This window comes from bacterium, assembly GCA_035419245.1.
In the GTDB taxonomy this organism is placed as follows: Bacteria; Zhuqueibacterota; Zhuqueibacteria; order Residuimicrobiales; family Residuimicrobiaceae; genus JAKPUX01.
This window is the reverse complement of record DAOLSP010000005.1, coordinates 16,529-37,300: the sequence shown is the minus strand read 5'-3', so window position 1 is coordinate 37,300 and position 20,772 is coordinate 16,529. Positions and strand designations below refer to the sequence as shown.

General features: G+C 57.4%; 20 protein-coding genes. All 20 read right to left on the bottom strand.

The window, feature by feature from the left end; translation table 11 throughout:
- Position 1: 1 nt before the first annotated feature.
- A complete protein-coding gene (gene asnS, locus PLH32_08885) occupies positions 2 to 1,297 on the bottom strand; it encodes an asparagine--tRNA ligase (protein HQJ64715.1) in 1,296 nt (431 codons plus the stop codon).
- A gap of 45 nt (positions 1,298 to 1,342) precedes the next feature.
- A complete protein-coding gene (locus PLH32_08880; protein ID HQJ64714.1) occupies positions 1,343 to 2,179 on the bottom strand; it encodes a universal stress protein in 837 nt (278 codons plus the stop codon).
- Positions 2,180 to 2,288: 109 nt separating this feature from the next.
- Positions 2,289 to 3,299, bottom strand: a complete 1,011-nt coding sequence (locus tag PLH32_08875) for an NAD(P)H-dependent glycerol-3-phosphate dehydrogenase (protein HQJ64713.1) — start codon at positions 3,297 to 3,299, stop codon at positions 2,289 to 2,291.
- Positions 3,299 to 4,312 (bottom strand): phosphoribosylformylglycinamidine cyclo-ligase, encoded by a 1,014-nt coding sequence (gene purM, locus PLH32_08870; protein HQJ64712.1) that lies wholly within the window; start codon positions 4,310 to 4,312, stop codon positions 3,299 to 3,301. The genes PLH32_08875 and purM overlap by 1 nt, the downstream gene beginning before the upstream one ends.
- Positions 4,309 to 4,836: a DUF4416 family protein gene (locus PLH32_08865; protein HQJ64711.1), complete on the bottom strand. Its 528-nt coding sequence runs from the start codon at positions 4,834 to 4,836 to the stop codon at positions 4,309 to 4,311. The genes purM and PLH32_08865 overlap by 4 nt, the downstream gene beginning before the upstream one ends.
- Before the next feature lie 46 nt (positions 4,837 to 4,882).
- On the bottom strand, positions 4,883 to 5,527 hold the full coding sequence (locus PLH32_08860; protein ID HQJ64710.1) for a hypothetical protein: 645 nt from the start codon (positions 5,525 to 5,527) through the stop codon (positions 4,883 to 4,885).
- A gap of 161 nt (positions 5,528 to 5,688) precedes the next feature.
- Positions 5,689 to 6,948, bottom strand: a complete 1,260-nt coding sequence (locus PLH32_08855) for a Glu/Leu/Phe/Val dehydrogenase (GenBank protein ID HQJ64709.1) — start codon at positions 6,946 to 6,948, stop codon at positions 5,689 to 5,691.
- 339 nt (positions 6,949 to 7,287) lie between these two features.
- On the bottom strand, positions 7,288 to 7,719 hold the full coding sequence (locus tag PLH32_08850) for an RNA-binding S4 domain-containing protein (protein ID HQJ64708.1): 432 nt from the start codon (positions 7,717 to 7,719) through the stop codon (positions 7,288 to 7,290).
- Positions 7,706 to 9,691 (bottom strand): ATP-dependent zinc metalloprotease FtsH, encoded by a 1,986-nt coding sequence (ftsH, locus tag PLH32_08845; protein HQJ64707.1) that lies wholly within the window; start codon positions 9,689 to 9,691, stop codon positions 7,706 to 7,708. The genes PLH32_08850 and ftsH overlap by 14 nt, the downstream gene beginning before the upstream one ends.
- A 30-nt stretch (positions 9,692 to 9,721) precedes the next feature.
- On the bottom strand, positions 9,722 to 10,633 hold the full coding sequence (locus PLH32_08840) for a bifunctional enoyl-CoA hydratase/phosphate acetyltransferase (protein HQJ64706.1): 912 nt from the start codon (positions 10,631 to 10,633) through the stop codon (positions 9,722 to 9,724).
- A gap of 14 nt (positions 10,634 to 10,647) precedes the next feature.
- Positions 10,648 to 11,733, bottom strand: a complete 1,086-nt coding sequence (gene buk, locus PLH32_08835) for a butyrate kinase (protein HQJ64705.1) — start codon at positions 11,731 to 11,733, stop codon at positions 10,648 to 10,650.
- Between the two features lie 58 nt (positions 11,734 to 11,791).
- Positions 11,792 to 13,522 carry an NADH-dependent [FeFe] hydrogenase, group A6 gene (locus tag PLH32_08830; protein ID HQJ64704.1) on the bottom strand — a complete coding sequence of 577 codons (1,731 nt, stop codon included), beginning with the start codon at positions 13,520 to 13,522 and terminating at the stop codon, positions 11,792 to 11,794.
- A gap of 53 nt (positions 13,523 to 13,575) precedes the next feature.
- Complete coding sequence (gene nuoF, locus PLH32_08825; GenBank protein HQJ64703.1) at positions 13,576 to 15,204, bottom strand: NADH-quinone oxidoreductase subunit NuoF; 1,629 nt, start codon at positions 15,202 to 15,204, stop codon at positions 13,576 to 13,578.
- Positions 15,197 to 15,673, bottom strand: coding sequence for an NADH-quinone oxidoreductase subunit NuoE (nuoE, locus tag PLH32_08820; GenBank protein HQJ64702.1), 477 nt, complete (start codon positions 15,671 to 15,673; stop codon positions 15,197 to 15,199). The genes nuoF and nuoE overlap by 8 nt, the downstream gene beginning before the upstream one ends.
- Before the next feature lie 63 nt (positions 15,674 to 15,736).
- Positions 15,737 to 16,102: a (2Fe-2S) ferredoxin domain-containing protein gene (locus PLH32_08815; protein ID HQJ64701.1), complete on the bottom strand. Its 366-nt coding sequence runs from the start codon at positions 16,100 to 16,102 to the stop codon at positions 15,737 to 15,739.
- A gap of 86 nt (positions 16,103 to 16,188) precedes the next feature.
- Positions 16,189 to 16,737 (bottom strand): ATP-binding protein, encoded by a 549-nt coding sequence (locus PLH32_08810; protein HQJ64700.1) that lies wholly within the window; start codon positions 16,735 to 16,737, stop codon positions 16,189 to 16,191.
- A 4-nt stretch (positions 16,738 to 16,741) separates the two neighbouring features.
- Entirely contained in the window at positions 16,742 to 17,548 is an 807-nt protein-coding gene (locus PLH32_08805) for a PHP domain-containing protein (GenBank protein HQJ64699.1), read from the bottom strand.
- Positions 17,549 to 17,893 carry a serine kinase gene (locus PLH32_08800; GenBank protein HQJ64698.1) on the bottom strand — a complete coding sequence of 115 codons (345 nt, stop codon included), beginning with the start codon at positions 17,891 to 17,893 and terminating at the stop codon, positions 17,549 to 17,551.
- A gap of 9 nt (positions 17,894 to 17,902) precedes the next feature.
- On the bottom strand, positions 17,903 to 19,096 hold the full coding sequence (locus PLH32_08795; GenBank protein ID HQJ64697.1) for a Mur ligase family protein: 1,194 nt from the start codon (positions 19,094 to 19,096) through the stop codon (positions 17,903 to 17,905).
- A gap of 107 nt (positions 19,097 to 19,203) precedes the next feature.
- On the bottom strand, positions 19,204 to 20,700 hold the full coding sequence (locus PLH32_08790) for an ATP-binding protein (protein HQJ64696.1): 1,497 nt from the start codon (positions 20,698 to 20,700) through the stop codon (positions 19,204 to 19,206).
- Positions 20,701 to 20,772: the final 72 nt, after the last annotated feature.

The following is a 20,772-nucleotide window of genomic DNA, read 5'->3' as shown; positions in this document are numbered from 1 at the left end:
TTCAGGGATAAATACGCGAAATGGTTCGGGGGAACGGGCTGGTCTCGCGGATGTGCTGCAAACCGCATAGCCAGGTGACCGTCCGTTCCAGGCCGAGGCCGAATCCGGCGTGCGGCACCGAGCCAAAGCGTCGCAAATCGAGGTACCAATTGAAGGCCTCGATCGGAAGCTGATGCGCCTTGATCCGGCCGAGCAGGGTTCCATAATCATCTTCACGTTGGCCACCCCCGATGACCTCGCCATAACCCTCCGGGGCCAGTACATCCACGCAGAGAGCGCGATCGGGGCGCTGTGGATCCCGTTTCATATAAAAGGCCTTGACCTCGGCCGGATAGTGGGTGATCATGACTGGCCGGTCGAATTGCTGGGAGATCAGAGTCTCATCGGGCGCGCCGAGATCATCCCCATAGATGAAGGGGGCGTTGGCTTCTTTGAGGAGTTGCGCCGCTGCATCGTAATCCAGGCGCGGAAACGGCTTTTTGATCGCTTCCAGCTTGCTGAGATCGCGTTCGAGCCGCTTCAGTTCCTCCTGGCGGTTCTCCAGAACCCGTTCAACGATGGCGCAGAGCAGGCCTTCCGCCAACTGCATATCCCCCTCGAGGTCGCAATAGGCAACCTCCGGCTCGAGCATCCAGAACTCGGTGAGATGACGGCGGGTTTTAGACTTTTCCGCCCGGAAGGTGGGTCCAAAGCAATAGGCCTTTCCGAAGGCCATCGCCGCTGCTTCCATATAAAGCTGCCCGCTCTGGGTTAGGTAGGCCTTGCTGTCGAAATAATTAGTTTCAAAGAGGGTGCTCGTCCCCTCGCAAGCCGCCGGTGTGAAGATCGGCGCATCAACCAGAGTGAAACCGAGGTTGTCAAGATAATCACGAGATGCACGGATTATTTCATGTCTGACTTTAAGGATAGCATGTTGCAGCGATGAGCGCAGCCAGAGATGACGATGTTCCATGAGAAAATCGATGCCGTGTTCTTTCGGGCTGATCGGGTATTCTTCGGCCCTCTGCACCACCTCCAGGTTCGAGACCTGTAATTCGTGGCCGCCTTTCGCCCGCTTGTCCTCGGTGACCGTCCCAGTCACCCGGATCGAGCTCTCCTGGGGCAGGGCCAAACACGTTTCAAACAGCGCCTCTCCCACGCTATCGCGGAACATCACAGCCTGGATGAGCCCGGTGCCATCCCGCACCATCAGGAATTGCAATTTGCCCTTGTGGGTCTTGTTATAGAGCCATCCCTGGAGGGTGACTTCTTGCCCCAGATACCGGGCAATTTCCGCGATATATACCGTAGCAGCCATGTGGATTGTATCCTTTCCGAAGAATAGGGTTTGAAAAACGCAGTGTTATTTCGCCAGTAGAACCGGAAACGTGGACTGGCGAAGGAGATGCGTGGTCGTACTGCCAAGCAGCGCCTCCCGTATACGTGAATGGCCATAAGCCCCGATTGCGATCAAATCATAGTCTTTCAGGCCGCAATACCGGACGAGGACTTCTTCCGGATGGCCTGGTAAAGTGACACTCTCCACCGTGACGCGATAACTCTGCAGGTAGGCCTTAGCCCGCTCGCAATTATGGGCGGCCAGTTCGGCATCGTCATTGATGCAGAGGAGACCGATGGTCGCCTGTCCGGCCTCCGCGATATGGGCGGCGTATTGCAGGGCCCGGTTGGCATGTTCAGAACCGTCGTAGCCGACCAGAATTCTCCTGATCGGCCGGTACGCCAACCCTGCCACCAGCAGCGGCTTGTGGGTCATGCGGCTGACCGCATCGACGGTTGCGCCCAGTCCCTTGACATTCCAGCGCGCAAATTCGCCCTGTTTGCCCATCACGAGCAGGTCGGCGATTTGGGTCTGTTCAAGAATCAGGTCAGCGGGCGCGCCAAAGCTCTTCTCCATGCTGAAATCCAGATCCGTGCAGGCCAGGCGTTCACGGCATTTTGCGAGAATCTTGTCGCATTTCTCCGCGAGCAGGGTACGAGAGGCCTCCTGGTAGCTGCCTGAAGGGGCGATGGAGATAAACCCATCCGACCCGACAGCGGAAGCCCATTCAAAAATGCGCACATCGGCGACCGTGAGGATTAAAAGACGGCTGGCGAAACGCTGCGCAAGTTCGATACCGTGGGCCAGAATGGATTCAGTATAGGCGGAGCCGTCGACAGCTAGAAGAATGCTCTTGAACACTGGCTGTACCTCCCTCCTTACCATCCGGAACAGTCAATCCGGATGAGATCAAGATCTTAGCCGGTCCGGCCAGGATATCATGCAGCCGGGCGATATACAGCAACCTCGATTAAAGCCAGACCTCAGGCTTGGCATCGCGAACCATCAGGTCTTCCAAAGCCTGTAGGGGCTCTTTTTGTTCAAAGAGGACCTGATGGACCTGTTCGCAAATCGGCATCTCAACATGGTAGCGTCTCGCCAGGGCCACGGCGGACTTGCAGGTAAGAACACCTTCGGCTACCATGACCATCTCTCCCAAAATGTCCTGAAGCGTCCTGCCGCGGCCAATCTCCTCGCCGACATAACGGTTGCGGCTGTGCCGGCTCATGCAGGTAACGATCAGATCGCCCATGCCTGAAAGACCGGCAAAGGTCATCAGATCTGCACCCAGTTTTCGCCCCAGCCGGGCGATTTCGGCCAGACCGCGTGGTTGTAGGGCCGCTTTAGTGTTGTCGCCAAATCCACTACCGTCGCAAATTCCTGCGGCGATGGCGATGACATTTTTCAGAGCGCCGCCCAGCTCTACCCCGATGACATCATGGCTCCGATAGCAGCGCAAGGTGCGGCTGCTCAGCTCCCGCTGCAAGAGCAGGGCATTCTCTTCGCAGCTGGAGGCGATAACCACGGCCGAGGGGACCCCCCGGCTGACTTCCTCGGCATGACTGGGCCCAGAGAGCACGGCATAGCACTCGTCGGGAAATTCGGGGATTTCCTGACAGACAATCTCCGAGATGCGCATTTCGGAGCCATTCTCGATGCCTTTGGCACAATTAACTAAAAGGGGTCTGGAGGTCAGTTGAATGCGCGCCAGCTGACGCAGGACCCCGCGGGCGTACTGAGAGGGAACGACCTGCAAGATGATTTCAGCATCCTCAACAGCCTGCTGCAAATCCGCCGTGATAAGGATGTTGCAGTCGATGATAACGCCTGGGAGGACTGAGGCCCGGATGCGCTCACTTTCGAGGCGAGCAGCTTCGGCTGGATCGAACTCCCACAGCCGCACCGAGTGTCCCAGTCGGGCACAATAGTTGGCCAGGGTGATCCCCCACCCTCCTGCTCCGAGGACGCTTATGGTTTTCATCAAGACTCCTCCGGTACGACTCTTCCGAAGGCAAACGCCGCTTCGCCGGCTTCGGTCAGAAGTTGGATGATCTCGCTTGCGCCCTCGGGCTGTACCACCAGCACCAGACCGATGCCCAAATTGAAAACCCGTCGCATCTCGTCGTCCGCGATGCGGCCGTATTCCTGGATCATCTGGAAGAGCGGCGGGACGGTCCAGCAGTGCCAGTCGATCTCGAGCTGCAGGCCTGGCCGCAGCAGCCGGTGGGTGTTGCCCGCGATGCCTCCTCCGGTGACGTGGCTGATCCCGTGCAGGGCGGGATGGCGACGTACGGCAAGGATCGGCTTTTGATAGCTGCGATGAACCTGTAGCAGAACGTCACTCCAACTCATCCCAAGGGAGGGTGCCTGGTCATCGAGGCGAACCTGCTGCACTTCAAACAGTACTTTGCGCGCCAGCGCATAGCCGTTGGTATGCAACCCGGTCGAAGGCAGTCCGAGCAGGAGATCGCCCGGGCTGATTCGGCTGCCGTCAATGATTTCGGAGCGGTTGACCGCGCCGATGATCGTCCCGGCCAGGTCATATTCTCCATTGGCATAGAATCCCGGCATTTCGGCGGTCTCGCCGCCGATCAGGGCGCAGCCATTTTCCCGGCAAGCCTGTGCCATGCCGCCGACCAGGGCGGTAGCGGTATCGGGATCGAGCCGGCCGAGGCCGAGATAGTCGAGAAAAAAGAGGGGATCGGCTCCGCAGGTCATAATATCATTGACACAGTGGTTGACCAGATCCTGGCCGATCGAGTCATGGCGTCCGGAAGCGAACGCAATCTTGAGTTTGGTTCCTACTCCGTCGATGCTCGAGACGATCACCGGATCGGAGTAGTGTTGGAGATCGAGGGCAAAAAAACCGGCAAAAAGGCCGATCTCCTTGAGCACCTGGCTGTTAAAGGTTGATTTGGCCAGGGCGGCGATCTTTTTGGTCGTTGCTTCCGCCGCCTCCAGACTAACCCCGGCCGCTTGATAGGTGCTGGTCACTGGTTCTTCCCTTCTTTCATGAAATCCTGACGGATGGAGGTGAAAAACTCGAGGATTGCGGGATCCAGATAATCCGCATAGGTCCAAGGATTGCTCTTGAAGCGTCCCCCCTGCCAGAAAAGCTGGACATCGCCATAAATGCCCTGGCCAAGGTAAATGCGATGGCTGAAATTTTTGGTCGTGGCGAGCACAAGCTTGGCGGCTTCGATATAACCGGGATCGATGTTGACGCGGCGCCGACCCGCGGTGGCCAATCCGGCTTCGATCTGATTGGTGGCGAGTTTGATCGCCACAATCTCCATCGGTTCGATCAGTTGTTTGAAGGCGCAATAGAATTTGCGCAGCCCCTCCCCCATCTCAGCCTCATAATAGGTGGTGTGGATGAAGGGGAACGGTTCCGTCCGAGCCGAGATCGGGCCCCAGGCCCTTTCGAGTTGATCGCAGGCGCTGTCCCGGTCACTCTCTTCACGGTAGCAAAGGGCGCAAATCAACCGCACCGGTGCCGCCGGGCGGGCGATCCCCATCAGTGACTCCTCGGGCATGGCGCCTGGGCAGGTCGGACGGTTGGCCTCATTTCCGTTTGCTCACCTTCTTAAGCGAGGCGCCGCAGAGGGGGCAGTATTTCCAGTTCATGTTCGGAAAGAGATGGTTGAAGTCGCCGGTGCATTGCATGATGAATAGGGGCTCAAATTCGATCCGAACCGACTTGCCGTTCTCCTGGTCGAGCTGCAAACGGAAATCACCGCGGTCGGTTGTCCCGGTGAGATAGACGTCGGAGATCTCAGGGCGGAAAAGGCGCGACTGGACGGTCTGGCCGTTCCAGTCCTTGAGCGTCACCTCCACCTCGACGTCGCTCCAATGCAGGTAGCCTTGTGCATCCACCCGGGAGTCGGTGTGCCGCTTTTCCGGCTCCTGATATTTCTTCCACTGCACCCTGACCGCCTTGCAGACGACTTCGGCGATGTTCTCCATCGCAATCCGTTCGCCTGATTCCAGCGGAAAAGCGGTCAGCGTGGGATAATCGGATGGCAGATAAACACCGTAACCGGCAAAAACAAATTCCAGTTGCAGATTCTTGACCTGAATCGGCGGTTTCGAGGAATCCGGATAGACTCGCGCTTCGAAGCTATGTGCGGAATCGGGATGGGCGCTTGCGGTGAGGCTGGTGAACAAAAGGATCGCGAGGATCCGCAGCGGACCTGCTGCTTTGCTCATATCGGCCTCCATATTACCCTGATCGTTAGAATGGCAGCGCAGGGCGGACATACCCCGCACCTGCCGTGGACTGTATTACCCACTTAAACATATTATATTTATTATAAAAGATCAAGAAAAAAAAGCCCCCTTGCGGGGGCTCGACAACCGGAAAGATCGGATCATGGCCAGATGCCGCGTGACTGGACGGCCTTGGCCACCCGGTCCACAGCGATCATCATGGCCGCATTGCGCAGATCCTGCTTCTCTTTCTGGGCCAGATCCCAGACTGCGGCAAAGGCATTCTCGATGACGCGTTCCAGGTTCCTGTTGACCTCGTCCTCGGTCCAGAAGAAGGACTGGATTCCCTGCACCCATTCGAAATAGGAGACTACCACGCCGCCACTGTTGGCGAGAATATCGGGCACCACATACTTGCCCTTGTCGACGAGAATACGCTCCGCTTCCGGTGTGGTCGGGCCATTGGCGCCTTCAACGATGGCGTAAGCTTTGATCTTGTCAGCGTTTTCTGCTGTGATCTGTTTCTCGAGGGCTGCCGGCACCAGAACATCGGTTTGGAGTTCGAGTAGTTCAGCATTCGAGATTTTGCTGATGCCGGGTGCGTCGAAGCCTTCGAGCAGCTTGTTCTTCGAGGTGGCGCAGTACGCGATCATGTCACTGATCGGCAGACCTGCGGGATTGTAATAGGCGCCGCTGACATCGCTGACCGCGATAATTTTGCAGCCGGCTTTTTGCAGCAGATCGGCGCTGACGCTGCCGACGTTGCCGAAGCCCTGGACGACGACCGAGGTCTTTGCCGCGTCCTTGCCGAGACGTTTGAGCAATTCGAGGGTGTTGAACATCACACCACGTCCGGTCGCCTCGCGTCGCCCGAGGGAGCCGCCGAGTTCAATCGATTTGCCGGTGACGATATCGAGAACGGTGCTGCCGCGAAACATGCTGACGGTGTCCATGATCCAGCCCATGGTCTCGGAGCTGGTGTTCACATCGGGCGCCGGGATGTCACTATGCGGGCCAATGATCGGCATGATCGCCACGGTGTACCGCCGCGTCAGGTGACGGAGTTCATCCTTGCTCAGCTTGGTCGGATCGACCGTAACACCGCCCTTGCCGCCGCCGTAGGGGATATTGACCGTAGCGCACTTCCAGGTCATCCACATCGATAGCGCCGTGACCTCGTCGAGGGTGACATTCTGATGAAACCGGATGCCCCCCTTGCAGGGACCGCGGGCACTCGAATGCTGTACACGATGCCCCTCGAAAACCTCGATGCGTCCGTCATCCATGACTACAGGCAGCGAAACGGTCAGGGAACGTTCCGGATGACTGAGCACGCGATGGGTATTGGCATCGAGTTTGAGCAGCCGTGCCGCTGAGGCAAGCTGCTCCAGCGCCATGGCATAAACACCGCCTTTTTCCATAGTACTCTCCCGTGAGTTAAAAACATGGTACCAGTGGGTTGGTTAGGTGAAGCAATTGGTGCAAGATAAAAAAATAAAGCCCTTTTCCAATGAAGGAAGAGGGCTTAATCATCGACAATCAAACTTATAAAGGAACCACGGCTGCGAAATTCGCCACATGGGCATCCTGCAAACAGCGAGGAGTGTCAAAAGATCCTCTGTGATACAAGGTAACAGCATAAGTAGGGGAATGAACTGCAATAGATTATTTTTAATGAAATATAAGGCCATCATCTGCTCAGATGAGGTGCTAATGTAGCTAATTAAACGATGATAGTCAAGCGATAAAAACAGACTCCCCTAACGCCAGGGATTGGTATCGCGCCGGTGCTGCTCCAGGCGGCGCCGTTCTTTTTTGGTCGGCCTACCTTTATAAGCCGGCTTGACATGCTGTACGGCCGTCGAGAAGAGCCGCATTAATTCCACTTCCTCAGGCGTGCGCTCCTGCACATGCAGTTCATACAGCTGACGCGCCTGGGCTGCGGCGATGCTTTTGTTGCACAACTGCAAGACCTCGAGCTCGATATAGGTGCCGCCGTGGGTGCGGATGGTCAAGGTATCGCCTGGGCGTATCTCCTTAGCGGGCTTGGCCACCGCACCGTTGACCTTGACCCGGCGCTCCTCACAGGCCGCCGTCGCCAGTGATCGGGTCTTGAAAAGCCGGGCGATTTTGAGCCATTTATCCAGCCGCTGCGAGGGCTGCGTCGAACCGCCGGCGTCAGGCTTGTCCATGATCCGGTCCGTTTAGGATTTCTAGCAGCTCTTCCTTCTCGACGAGTTCCTTCTCGAGGAGGCGCTGGGCCAGAATCTCCAGTTTGTCGCGTTTTTCGCTGAGAATGGCCTGAACACTCTTTTCGGCCTCTTCGATCAGTACCTTGATCTCGGCATCGATCTTTGCAGCCAGGCTTTCGCTGTAGACCTTGCTCTCCGGCATCTCCGCACCGAGGAACATGCCCCGGTTGCCGCGGCCATAGGAGATCGGACCGATCTTGTCGCTCATGCCATATTCAACGACCATGCTCCGTGCGATGTCGGTGGCACGCTCAAGATCGTTCTGTCCCCCGGTGGAGACCTGTCCATATTTTATCTGTTCAGCCACCCGTCCGCCCAGAAGGACGGTGATCTTGGCCACCAGCTCGCTGCGGGTCATGAGATAGCGGTCTTCGGTAGGCAGCTGCAGGGTATAGCCGAGCGCCGCCACACCGCGGGGGATGATCGATACCCGGTGAACAGGATCACAGCCTGGAATCGTCGAAGCGGTGATCGCATGACCGGCCTCGTGATAAGCGACCGTCTCCTTCTCCCGTTTGTTCATAACCCGGCTTTTCTTTTCAAGCCCGGCGATGACGCGGTCGATGGCCTCCTCGAGGTCGCTCATATCCACCGTCTTTTTATTGTGGCGGGCGGCGATCAGAGCCGCTTCGTTGAGGAGGTTGGCAAGATCGGCACCGACGAATCCCGGGGTTCGCGCGGCGATCACCTTGAGGTCGACCTCCTTCTCGAGCTTGACCTGACGGGCATGAACCTTGAGAATTGCTTCGCGGCCGTTGATATCGGGGCGGTCGACGACGATCTGGCGGTCGAAGCGGCCCGGCCGCAGGAGAGCGATATCGAGAATTTCCGGACGGTTCGTGGCTGCCATGATGATGACGCCGGCGTTGGATTCGAAGCCATCCATCTCCGAAAGGAGCTGGTTGAGCGTCTGCTCCCGTTCATCGTGTCCGCCGTAAATATTGACCCCGCGCGCTTTGCCCAGGGCATCGAGTTCGTCGATGAAGATGATGCACGGCGCCTTTTGTGACGCCTGCTGGAAAAGATCCCGAACGCGCGCCGCGCCTACCCCGACGAACATCTCGACAAAATCCGAACCGGAAATACTGAAAAAGGGCACCCTGGCTTCGCCCGCCACAGCCTTGGCCAGCAGGGTCTTGCCGGTTCCCGGCGGGCCGACCAGCAGAACGCCCTTGGGAATCCGGCCGCCCAGACGCTGAAATTTTTCCGGAGCTTTGAGAAAATCGACGATCTCCGTCACTTCACCCAGGGCTTCATCGATCCCGGCGACATCCTTGAAGGTGACTTTGGTCTGTCCCTCGACATAGATTTTCGCCTTGCTCTTGCCGATGGACATCATGCCGCCGCTTGGATTCATCCGTTTGAAAACGAAACCCCAGATGGCAAAGAGCACGGCAAAGGGCAGAACCCAGCCCAGGATCAGGCTGCGTAGCCAGCCCTCTCCGGCTTTGCCAGCGTAGGCCACCTGGTGGGCTTCGAGTTCCTTCACCAGATCCGCATCCTCGATGCGTACGGTGGTGAAGGATTGCAGGTTTTTCTGGACGAACAGCTCCTGGTTTTTGGCCGTAGTAAACAGCTCCTTAAAGTTGAATTCACTGCGCTTTTCGACTTTTGCTTTAAGTGAATCATAAAGTGCTTTCTGCGCGCCGATGGCAGTGGAATCGCCGCCAAAGTAGAGTCCCTCGATTTTGTCACTGGCGACCCCGGCCTCGAAGATGCGATTTTGCCGCAACAGGGTTTTAAAGGTACTGTAGGGCAGTTCCCGGACGTGCGACGCGAAAAATAGATCATTGAAGAGGAAAAGGGTCATCAGGGCAAAAAGAATATACCAGATCGAAAAATGGATCTTTTTTTCCATCTTCGGCTTTCGCCGGTTGGGCGATTTGTTTTCATCCTGGTTGGGGAAGAGCATTAATAACTCCTTTAAAAGTACTGTAACACGCTATTTTGTGCAAACCAGTTTGCCGATCGCGATGGAGAGCGCTTTGCTGTCGGCGCTGTCCGCCCGCGAAGGAATCAGGACGGGCGCCGTCGAGCCCATGATGACATGGCCCAGGCGGAGACGTGCGAAATAGGTGGTCGATTTGGCGAGCATGTTGGCCGATTCAATATCGGGGCAAAGGAGGATATCCGCCCGCCCGGCTACCGGCGACATAATTCCCTTGATACGGGCCGCCTCCGGCGAGATCGCATTGTCCAGGGCCAAAGGCCCGTCAATGAGGCACCCCTTGATCTGTCCGCGCTGGTTCATTTTACTCAGGACGGCTGCATCCACTGTTGCTGGAAGGGCCGGATTCACCGTCTCCACGGCCGAAAGCACCGCAATGCGCGGATTTTCATTGCCCAGGGCGTGCGCAACCGCTACCGCATTTTCGATGATCTCGATTTTTTGCTTCAGATCGGGTTTGAGGGTGACACCGCCGTCGGTGATCATCATCAGTTGGTTATCCGACAGCGTCGGATCCTCGAAGATGAAAAGATCGCTGAGAAGGTGGCTGGAGCGCAAACCGGAGTCATTGTCGAGAACCGCCTTGAGCAGGACCGCGGTCTTGACGCTCCCCTTGAGCAGGATTTGGGCCGCACCGCTGCGGACCGCCCCGACCGCAGCCCGCAGCGCCTCCCCCTCATCGGGCAGGTCCTGGATGGGAAAGGGAACTTCCCCGGTCCCCGTCATCTCCTGGTAAATGCTGCGGATTTTCCTGGCATCTCCAAAAAGCACGCCATCTGCTATCCCGAGGGCGTGGGCTTCTGCCATGCCGCCGAGAGCAGCCTCATCGGCGGCTGCGGCGATCGCTACGGTGACCTTGCTGCCCTTCCGGGCGCTGTCGATCAGTTCAGCGAACGATTTGATCATTGCAGCTCCTTGTGTCATCCTTTGGGGTAGTGTTTGGCCTTCTCTTGGTGCAAGAGAACGCGCAAAGCACCGGAGGCCATCGCCTCCAATTCCAGCTCTCCGGGAAAAACCTTGACGGGCGCAATAAAACCTACCCTTGCGGTGATATCGGCGACCAGCCGTTGTGAAAACGCGAGGCCGCCGGTGAGCACCACAGCAGCCACCTGGCCATGCACGACGCAGGCCATGGCGCCGATCTCCTTGGCGATCTGGTACCCCATCGCCGAGAAGACCATCTCGGCTTGGTCATCGCCGGCCTCGATCCGTTTCTCGACCTCCCGGGCATCGTTGGTTCCCAGATAGGCCAGCAGACCGCCCTTGCCCATGACGAACTGGCGCATTTCCGCCTGGGTGAATTCGCCCGAGAAGCAGAGGTCGATGAAGGGTTGCAGTGGCAGGCTGCCGGTGCGGTCTGGAGAAAAAGGGCCATCGCTCGAGGCATCATTGACGTCGATGATCCGGCCCCCCTTGACCGGCGCAATTGAGATGCCGCCGCCGAGGTGAGCGACGAGGAAATTATTGTGGTTGGCGTCGATTTTGAGGGCTTCCGCTGCCCAAAAAGCCGCGGCGCGGAGGCTGAGGGCATGCGACAGGGCTCTGCGGGTGATCCGGGGATGACCGGAATAGCGGGCCAGAGGCTCGAATTCGTCCACAGAAACGGGATCGACGATGTAGGCGACACTGCCGTAGAGTTGGGCGATTTTGCTGGCGATGGCACAGCCGAGATTGGAGACATGCTCACCCTGGATGCCGCGCCGCGCGTCCGCGATCATGGCGTCATCCACCAGGTAAGTGCCGCGGCTCAGCGGCTTGAGTAGACCGCCCCGGCCAACCACCGCGGCCAGAGAAAAGGCCTTGAGGTTTTGACGGTTGAGGAATTCGATCACCAGATCGGTCCGGTAATCAAACTGCTCCCACAGGCCCTTCATGCGCAAGAGATCCTCCTTGCTATGCGTGAGGTTCTCCTCCGAGACCTTTTTACGGCCTGCAAAGAGCGCCACTTTGGTCGAAGTGGAGCCGGGATTGATCACCAGTATCAGGGGCGACGGGCTGTCGGTCATGCTGCCTCCCTCCTCTTCGTTCTGCCCGGGGGAATCCCCCCGGGCAGAGCCTACAGAGTTAATCCTGATAGACCGTTTTTGCTGTATAATGGGTGTGCAGCAGCTCATGGGCTTTGTGGCTGTTGGGTTCGCCCAGGAATTCCTTGTAGAGCTGTTGAACAGCCGGGTTTTCGTGGGATTTGCGGATGGTCTTGGCCTGATCGGCGCGGTAGATTGCTGCGGCGCGTTTCTTCCGGATTTCCGCGGAAGTGGGGACCGGTTGTCCGCCGCCGCCGATGCAGCCGCCGGGGCAGGCCATGATTTCGATAAAGTGGTAATGGGCCTCGCCGGCGACGATCTTTTTCATGAGTTCACGGGCATTGGCCAGACCGTTGGCCACCGCTGCCCGCACGTTGAGTCCAGCGATCTCGATCTCGGCCTCCTTGACGCCATCGAGGCCGCGTACCGCCTTGATCTCGATATCTTCAAGGGTTTTGCCGGTCAGAACTTCATAGACCGTGCGCAAGGCAGCTTCCATGACACCACCGGTGGCGCCGAAGATCACCGCTGCGCCGGTGGAGATCCCCAGTGGGGCGTCATACTCCTCCTCCGGCAGATCCTGAAGATTAATGCCGATCTGTTTCATCATCGTGGCCGCTTCACGGGTGGTGAGCACGGCGTCGACATCGCGGAAGCCGCTGCTGTTCATTTCCGCACGGTCGCTTTCGTATTTTTTGGCCGTGCACGGCATCACTGAAACGACATAGATGTTTTTAGGATCGGCGCCGATCTTTTCGGCATAGTAGGTTTTCGCGAGAGCGCCGAACATCTGCTGCGGGGATTTGCAGGATGAGACATGCGGCAGGAGTTCGGGATAGAAATGCTCGATGAAATTGATCCATCCTGGGCTGCACGAGGTCAGCAGGGGCAGGGTGCCGCCGGTCTTAATCCGGTGCAGCAGCTCATAGCCCTCCTCCATAATGGTCAGATCCGCGGTGAAATCGGTATCAAATACCTTGTCGAAGCCGAGGCGGCGCAGTCCGGCCACCAGTTTGTCGGTGACCAGCGAGCCGGCGGGCATGCCGAATTCTTCTCCGATAGCGACGCGAACCGCGGGGGCGGTCTGGACGATGACGTGGAGATCGGGATTATCGAGCGCATCCCAGACCCGCTGGATATGGCTGTTCTCGTAAAGGGCTCCAACTGGGCAGCGGTCGATGCACTGGCCGCAGGCGACACAGGCGACCTCGCTGAGCCCTTTGCTGAACGGCGTATCCACCCAGACATCATAGCCGCGGCTCTCCATGCCGAGTGCGCTAACGCTCTGGACCATCGTGCAAGTCTGGACGCAGCGGCGGCAAAGAATGCACTTCGAGGGATCGCGAACCACTGAGGGGCTGGAGGTATCCAGGTTTCCCTTGCGCTCGCGATAGTCAAAGCTGATTTCACGGATGCCGAGCTGGTCGGCTACAGCGCGCAATTCGCAGGAACCGTTGCGGACGCATTCAGTGCAGCGCATGGGGTGTCGCGAGAGCAGCAGTTCCATGGCAATCCGGCGCGATTCGCGCACGGTTTTCGAATTGGTGATCACTTCCATGCCCTCAGCCACCCGCCAGCTGCAGGCGGTGCGGAGCAGACGGTCGCCTTTGATCTCCACCACGCAGAGCCGGCAGGCGGAGACGGGCGGCAGGTCTGGATGATAGCAAAGACGGGGAATATAGGTCAGGGCTTTTTCGGCGGCGTCGAGCACGGTCGCATTCGCTGGTACAGTTACCGGGCGTCCATCTATGGTCAAATTGACAGTATCCAAGGTGACATCCTCCTAGTTGATAGAATGGTGGTTCAGCGTACAGATGCTGCAGATCATGCGGCGGCCTGATCCGATTTTTGCAGGTTGCATCGGCCAGCCTTGCAGGTGCCGGCGAGGTGCTGCTCGAACTCGCCGCGGAAATAGCGCATGCAGCCGAGGATGGGGATGGGTGCCGCCTGGCCAAGGCCGCAGAAGGCGCCTTTGGTCATGGTGCGGGCGAGTTCCTCCATCAGGTCAAGATCCCGAGCGGCGCCATGGCCGGAGGTCAGGCGCTCGAGAATCTCCAGCAGGCGGCCATTGCCTTCACGGCAGAGGGTGCAAATGCCGCAGGATTCATGGACAAAGAACTCGACAAAATTCTTCACCAATCCCACCGTGCACTGAGAATCATCGACTACCAGCAGAGCGCCCGAGCCCATGCCCGCGCCGATCTCGCGCAGCGATTCGGTGCTGAGCGGAAGGTCCAGATGTTCGCTGGTCAGGATTCCGCCGGTCGTGCCACCGAGTTGGGCCATCTTGAAGCCCTTGCCCCCGGGGATCCCGTGACCGATATCATAGATAATTTCACGCAGGGTGATGCCCATCGGAACCTCGATGAGGCCGGGATTATTGATGTTGCCAACCATGGTGAAGACCTTGGTGCCCGGGCTTTTGGCGGTACCGATACCCTTGTACCATTCTGCGCCCTTGAAGAGAATCTGGGGGATATTGGCGAGGGTTTCGACATTGTTGACGATCGTCGGTTTGCCCCAGAGCCCGACCGAGGGCGGGAAGGGCGGTTTGTTACGCGGTTCGCCGCGTTTCCCCTCGATGGATTCGATCAGCGCCGTCTCTTCGCCACAAATATAAGCGCCGGCGCCTTCACGGATCTCTAGATCGAAAGAAAAACCACTACCAAAGATGTTCTCACCGAGCAAACCCTGGCTGCGGGCCTGATCGATGGCTCGCTGCATGCGCGCAATCGACATATGGTATTCGCCGCGGATATAGATATAGCCTTGGCAGGCGCCAACGGCATATCCGGCCAGGGCCATGCCCTCGATCACAGCATGTGGATCGCCCTCGAGAATCAACCGATCCTTGAAGGTACCCGGTTCGCCTTCATCGGCGTTGCAGATGATGTATTTGATATCTGATTTTTCCTTCGCCGCGAAACTCCACTTGAGGCCGGTCGGGAAAAAGGCGCCGCCGCGGCCCTGTAAACCCGACTTTTTCACCTCCTCCATGACCTCTTCGGGCTTCATGCCGGTGAGGGCTTTGCCCAAAGCCTCATAGCCGTCATGGGCGATATATTCTTCGATGCTCTCCGGATCGATGACGCCGGCATTCTTGAGAACGACGCGCAGCTGCTTGCCCACCCGGGCCGGCTTGTCGCCCATCTGCCCTTCTGCAGCCGGGATATCGAGATACTGCAGGCGTTCAACCACGCGCCCCTTGATGAGATGCTCTGAGATGATTTCGGAGACATCTTCCATGCGGACCCCGACATAGTAGATCCCGTCGGGGAAAATAACCAGGACGACCCCCTTGTCGTAGATACCGAGGCTTCCCGTTTCGACGACGCGCACTTCATCGCCAAGACCGGCCAGCGCCAACTCCTTGATCAAGGCATCCTTAACCGAACGCGCACCCTGTGAAATGGTATGGGCATCCATGGCCACCAGAATATGGATTCTATGCATTGGATGATCCTTTCACTTTATAATCCTTCAATATCGCAACCGCCTTCTCGGGTGTCAGATTGCCATACACCTCGTTATCGACCATCATCACTGGAGCGACCGCGCAGAGCCCGAGACAGCTGGTGAATTCCAGGGTGAAGAGTCCGTCGGGCGTGGTGCCCCCGGTCTCGATCCCGAGATAGCTCTTGATCTGCTGGAGCACTTCAGTGGAATCCTTGACATAGCACGGCGCATTGTTGCAGCAGCGCACAATGTGCTTACCTTTGGGACGGGTTGTGAAGAGCGAATAAAAAGTGGCGACGCCATAGATCTCACTAAGAGGGATATCGATCCTTTTAGCCACATGAGTGAGTATATCCTCAGACAGGAAGCCATACGCCTTTTGCACATCCTTCAGGATATAGATCAGGGGCGTTTTGGTCGATTCATAGGATTTAACAATGTGATCAACTTGCGATAAATCCGTCATGGGTTCCTCCATTAAAAGCGGTTGATTAGGGCTGCGGCCGGAAACGGGCACGCTCTGCCGCGCTTATTCCTGGGTGAAAACGTGGCTTGAGACCACCTGTCCGCTTAGAATATGATCGGTGACGATCTTGCGCGCAATTTCAGGGGTAATTTTGCCATACGTGGTTGTGATGCCCTTGTCGCTCTGTACCACCTGAACCAGGGGTTCCTGGTCGCAAAAGCCGAGGCAGCCGGTCTGGGTGACCACCGCCTGGGTGACATTACGCTTGTTCATTTCATCAAGGATGGCCGACATCACGGAGCGGGCGCCGGCGGCGATACCACAGGTGCCCATCGCAATGACGATGCGATACTTGGCCGACTGTTCACGGGCCGCCATCTCTTTTTTAGCCTTGTCTTTAATGGCACGAAGATCTGACAGACTTTTCACGACAGATTCCTCCTGAAGATGATTGAATCGGCGGCACTGGGTCTTCGCCGCCGTGGCAATGGTTGATTAGGTCTGGCACACTTTGTTCAGCCGATCGCCCCGATTTGTTGCAGGCCCTGCTGGATCCGGATCTGTGCGGAGGTGACGAGCTCATATTGGGAACAGTCGCGTTCCGCCATTCTGGCATAGATCCAGTACGAGTCGAAGGAAAAATGGCCCGAATCGGTTTGATGAACATAGACAAAATGAACATCGGGCGCGCCGATGATCAGGTTGACCACGGTCGCGGCGATATCACCCAGGGGCGCACGGTTTAGACTGTTAAGGGCGAAGGTGGCTCGTAACGTCGTGCCTTCGCCCGGCGCAGACGTGATCTCCAGATCGCCCCCGCAGCTTCGCGCCGCCTGCTGCAGCAGCGGCAGCCCCATGCCCACGGGACGCGTGGTGCGGGTGGTGACGAAGGGATCCATGACGCGTTCGATCATCTCCCGGGTCATGCCGCGGCCGTTATCACGGACGCGGATGCTGAGAAGGTTGCTGGCGACCGATTCATCTATCCAGAGGATCACCCGGCTCGCTCCGGCTTCGATCGAATTGGTGACGACATCGAGAATATGCAATGAAAGCTCGCGCATGAACTCAGGCGCCCTTCCCATCAGCGGCGGCGGTGGCCGTGACCGGACTCTGCAGGCCGGTCCGTTCCGGCTCCAGGATGGAGATCCTGCGGCCCTCCGCCTGTGTACAGGCGAGCAAGAGTTCACCGAAGGTAGGCGCTTCGAGACGAAACCAACTGCGCACGCAGCCGATTTGCGGAAGATCATGAGCATCGGACGCGGTGATCAGCTGAAGGCCGCTGCTGCTGTAGCGCTCAACCGATTCGTCTGGGTTGGCCCGTCGTGAGAGCTCAATCACCTTGAAAGGAAGATCGGCTGGCAAAAAGCCAAGGATCCGCACCATACTGTTGGCGCGGCGGTCGATGTGGGCTGGATAGATGATTCCGCCCCGTTCGACAGCCTCCTGCACAACACGTTCATAGGCAGCACGGATGGGCAAGCTGAGCAACCGGGAGCTTTCTCCGAGAATGGTTTCCTCTTCATCCACCAACAGCTGCGGGCCCCACAGGGTCGGGTCGTTCGTCCCCTCCTGCAGATGGTCGTAGACAAATCCCTGAAAATCGACTGCGCTTGCCAGGCCGGGGAAAAGTGCAATCATGTGGATCTCCTCCCGGGTGGAGACCTCAATCCCGGCGAAAACCTGCAGTGGCGTCGCGGCTGCCGCGCGCTGATAGGCCGCCACATTTTCTGTGGAATTATGGTCGGTGATCGCGATAAAATCTAGTCCCTGCGCTATGGCCGTGGCGACCAGGTCCTTTGGCCCCATACTTAACTCCGAGCAGGGAGAGAGAACCGTGTGCAAGTGGAGATCACCGCAGAACCAGCGCAGCATTCAATGGCTCCCGCGCAAACCCAGAGTATAGAGACGTCCGGCAATATCGAAGGCATTGGCCTCGCAGCTGTAAAGGGCGATCTGTTTTTTGTTGGCTTTATCGATGGTTTCGACACTGGGCACCACGCCGTTGGCAAAGATGACGGCGGTCAATTCCTTGAAAAAAGCGATGGCGATGACATTCTCGTGGGTCTGGTTGGTGATCCAAAGGGAGTCTTTGGGTGCCTTGGCCATGACATCGCTGAGCATATCGGAGATGCATGCGGAGACTACGGGCTGTTCGACGGGATTGCTCTTAGTCAGGAGATTTAGGGGCAATACTTCAAGCACATTCTTAAGTATCATAGGCCTGTTTCAATTGATAACGGTTGTTGTTTTTTCATTTTCAGATCGGTAAGAATTCCATGTTTCAGTACCAAACCGCACCAGGTCGCGCACCAGAACCGACATATCAACACTTTCACCGCCCTCCACCAAAATCGCATCACCGGTGCAAATGTTACCGGCGAGCCAGGAAAAGGCCGCGGCCACATCGGGGCAGGTAATGACCTGTTTTTGGGCCATCGCCGCCGTGTCGATGGCAGTGGCGGTAGTAGCGGCCTGCGGTCCGACGACCACTACCACATCGATCGGCATTCCGGCTAGATAATGCCCCATCATAATGTGCGCGTCCAGCCCTTGCTCTCGGGGATCGGTCAGATCCCCCATGACAAAGATGAGCCGGCGGGAATGCTCCCGGAAACTGAGGAGCGCTTTGGTCGATTTGTAGAATGATTGGGGCGTAGCGTCATAAGAGTCATCGAGGATATGGATGCCCGCGAAGCGGTGCAGGCGCCCCCGGCCATTCGGCAGAACGAAATGGCCCTCGAGGGCCGATTTGATGAGTCTTCCCTCCACACCGAATTCCGCAGCAGCCGCCCAGGCGGCAAGTGCATTATAGACATCGCCGAGGGAATAGATGGCCATGGTGACTGATGCCTCCCTCCGGCCTTGCTTGAAAATCGTGAATGAGGTGCCTTCGGGGCCAAGATGGCGGATCTCGTCGGCATAATAGTCGGAGACCGGGCTGAGGCCGAAATAGACCACACGGCAGGTTAGGTTCTCTCCCATGAGCCGGGTAAATTCGTTATCGCGGTTGAGCAAGGCGGTTCCGCCGCAGGGGAGGATAGTGAGGAGGTCGGCTTTGGCGGCGGCAATTTTTTCGCTGGAGCCGTATTGAGCCAGGTGGGCTTGTCCTATATTGGTGATGATGGCCATGAGAGGCTGGATCAAATGTGCGGCCCGCAGGATCTCACCCGGAATGGCCGCGCCGAGTTTGATGACCGCCCAGTCAAAATCACCCCGCAGGGTGAGCAATTCGCTGGCGATCTCCTCGGCTCTCAGGTGCTCGTGCTGGAATTCATAAACTCGTCCGACCCGCTGCAGGATCTTGCTGAGCATGGAACGGGTCGTTGTCTTGCCATTGCTGCCGGTAATCGCGATGAACGGAAAACCGAGCTGCCGGCGGTGTTCGGCGGCCTGGACCAGGAGATCAGACATAGCGGGCATGATTTGCATATCACCCGTGAAGTCAACGTGATGTTATTGAAGGCTCATCCTACGATCATCTGAATCAATAAAGAAGTTACAGAATATTTGCATAATAATAAAGCAATTTAATTTTCCGGGCTCTCTTTTCTATCGGCCAGGGGAAAAGAGACCGTGAAAGTCGTTCCATGTTCATAGACGGATTCGGCTTGAATGCGTCCGGCGTAGCTGTCTATGATCTTTTTCACTAGAGTAAGCCCCAATCCCGTTCCGGTTATGCTGCGGGTATGCGGATTCTTGGCCCGGAAAAATTCTTCAAAGAGTCTCTCCTTCTCCTCCGGCTTCATGCCGATACCGGTGTCCTGGACTGTTAGCTGGGCATAGCCCTTCTCACGACTAGTTTGCAGCAGGATCGACCCCTGAGGACGGTTGTATTTGATCGCATTGGAGATCAAATTGGTTAGAACCCGCTGGATTTCCTCCCGGTCGGCATCGATCATCAGACCCTGAGCCAGGTGCAGTTTGAGGCTGAGCCCATTTTTCTCGATTTCGTTGGCAAAAAAGTCGCTGGCCGACTGGACCTGGGCGGAAAGATCAAGACGCTCTATTTCGCGCCGGACCTTGCCGGCCTGGATGCGGGATATATTGAGGAGGTCGTTGATCAGGCTGATCAAGCTTTTACTGCGTTCCAGGGAGCGTCGCAGATAGCCATCGTAGACCTCGGGCTCCTCGCCCAACGATTTTTCCACCACCATTTCCAGGTAGCCCTGGATCGCTGTGATCGGAGCCTTGAGCTCATGAGCGGCCATGTTGACGAACTGGGACTTGAGCAGCTCCAGCTGTTTCAGCTCGGAGATATCGCGTAATACCGAGACATAGCCGAGAACATGGTTCTGATCATCGCGAATGGGCGTGGTGTTGGCCATGACCACCAGCTTGGCGGGGGGATGGATGACAAACTCCTGCTGCAGACCTTGAAGACGGTCTTTCCGGTTAAAGATGTCGGTGATTATCTCCTGGAGGTTATCGGGCAGGACCTCGCGGATGGAGCGGCCGAGTACCAGTTCCTGCTTGAGATCCAGCAGACGGGGAAATTGCGGATTGAAGAGGACCACCTCGGCATCCTGATTGAGCACGACGATACCATCTGCGATCGAGTTGATGATCGTACGAATGCGCGATTTTTCCTGAGCGATCTCGAGAAGACGCCGCTCCTGTTCCCGCCGCAGTTGGCGCGCTTCCAGGATATACCAGCGCCGCTCAAGCGCCCGGTCGAAGACCAGCTGGATTTCCTCGGGCGCGAAGGGTTTAGCGATGTAATGATAGGCCCCGAGCCGGGTGGTCTCGACGGCGGTCTCGATAGAGGCATAGGCTGTGCAGATAACGCAGATCGCCTCAGGATATTTTTCCTTGATGGCGCCCAAGACCTCGACGCCGTCAAGATCGCCGATCCGCAGGTCGATGAAATAAATGTCGAATTCCTCCGCCGTTCCCTTTTCGATGCCCGATCGTCCGGTTTCGGCGGTTTCGACGCGATGGCCCTGTGCCTCGAAGAGACGGCGGATGCCCTCCCGCATGCCGAATTCATCGTCTACGACGAGAATATGTGCCTGCTCAATTTTCATGATCGCCTTTGAGATCGTCTGGGGACCGGTCTTGCTGGCATTGCCACCTCAGGTCAGGGACGCTATTCTGAA

Coding starts and splice junctions, on each gene's coding strand:
- asnS (HQJ64715.1), bottom strand. CDS start 1,297: ATGGCTGCTACGGTATATATCGCGGAAATTGCCCGGTATCTGGGGCAA.
- PLH32_08860 (HQJ64710.1), bottom strand. CDS start 5,527: ATGAGCAAAGCAGCAGGTCCGCTGCGGATCCTCGCGATCCTTTTGTTC.
- PLH32_08875 (HQJ64713.1), bottom strand. CDS start 3,299: ATGAAAACCATAAGCGTCCTCGGAGCAGGAGGGTGGGGGATCACCCTG.
- nuoE (HQJ64702.1), bottom strand. CDS start 15,673: ATGACGGATTTATCGCAAGTTGATCACATTGTTAAATCCTATGAATCG.
- PLH32_08800 (HQJ64698.1), bottom strand. CDS start 17,893: ATGATACTTAAGAATGTGCTTGAAGTATTGCCCCTAAATCTCCTGACT.
- PLH32_08840 (HQJ64706.1), bottom strand. CDS start 10,633: ATGATCAAATCGTTCGCTGAACTGATCGACAGCGCCCGGAAGGGCAGC.
- ftsH (HQJ64707.1), bottom strand. CDS start 9,691: ATGCTCTTCCCCAACCAGGATGAAAACAAATCGCCCAACCGGCGAAAG.
- PLH32_08855 (HQJ64709.1), bottom strand. CDS start 6,948: ATGGAAAAAGGCGGTGTTTATGCCATGGCGCTGGAGCAGCTTGCCTCA.
- PLH32_08810 (HQJ64700.1), bottom strand. CDS start 16,737: ATGCGCGAGCTTTCATTGCATATTCTCGATGTCGTCACCAATTCGATC.
- PLH32_08790 (HQJ64696.1), bottom strand. CDS start 20,700: ATGAAAATTGAGCAGGCACATATTCTCGTCGTAGACGATGAATTCGGC.
- PLH32_08805 (HQJ64699.1), bottom strand. CDS start 17,548: ATGCTGCGCTGGTTCTGCGGTGATCTCCACTTGCACACGGTTCTCTCT.
- nuoF (HQJ64703.1), bottom strand. CDS start 15,204: ATGCATAGAATCCATATTCTGGTGGCCATGGATGCCCATACCATTTCA.
- PLH32_08865 (HQJ64711.1), bottom strand. CDS start 4,836: ATGGGGATCGCCCGCCCGGCGGCACCGGTGCGGTTGATTTGCGCCCTT.
- PLH32_08795 (HQJ64697.1), bottom strand. CDS start 19,096: ATGCCCGCTATGTCTGATCTCCTGGTCCAGGCCGCCGAACACCGCCGG.
- PLH32_08850 (HQJ64708.1), bottom strand. CDS start 7,719: ATGGACAAGCCTGACGCCGGCGGTTCGACGCAGCCCTCGCAGCGGCTG.
- buk (HQJ64705.1), bottom strand. CDS start 11,733: ATGACCGACAGCCCGTCGCCCCTGATACTGGTGATCAATCCCGGCTCC.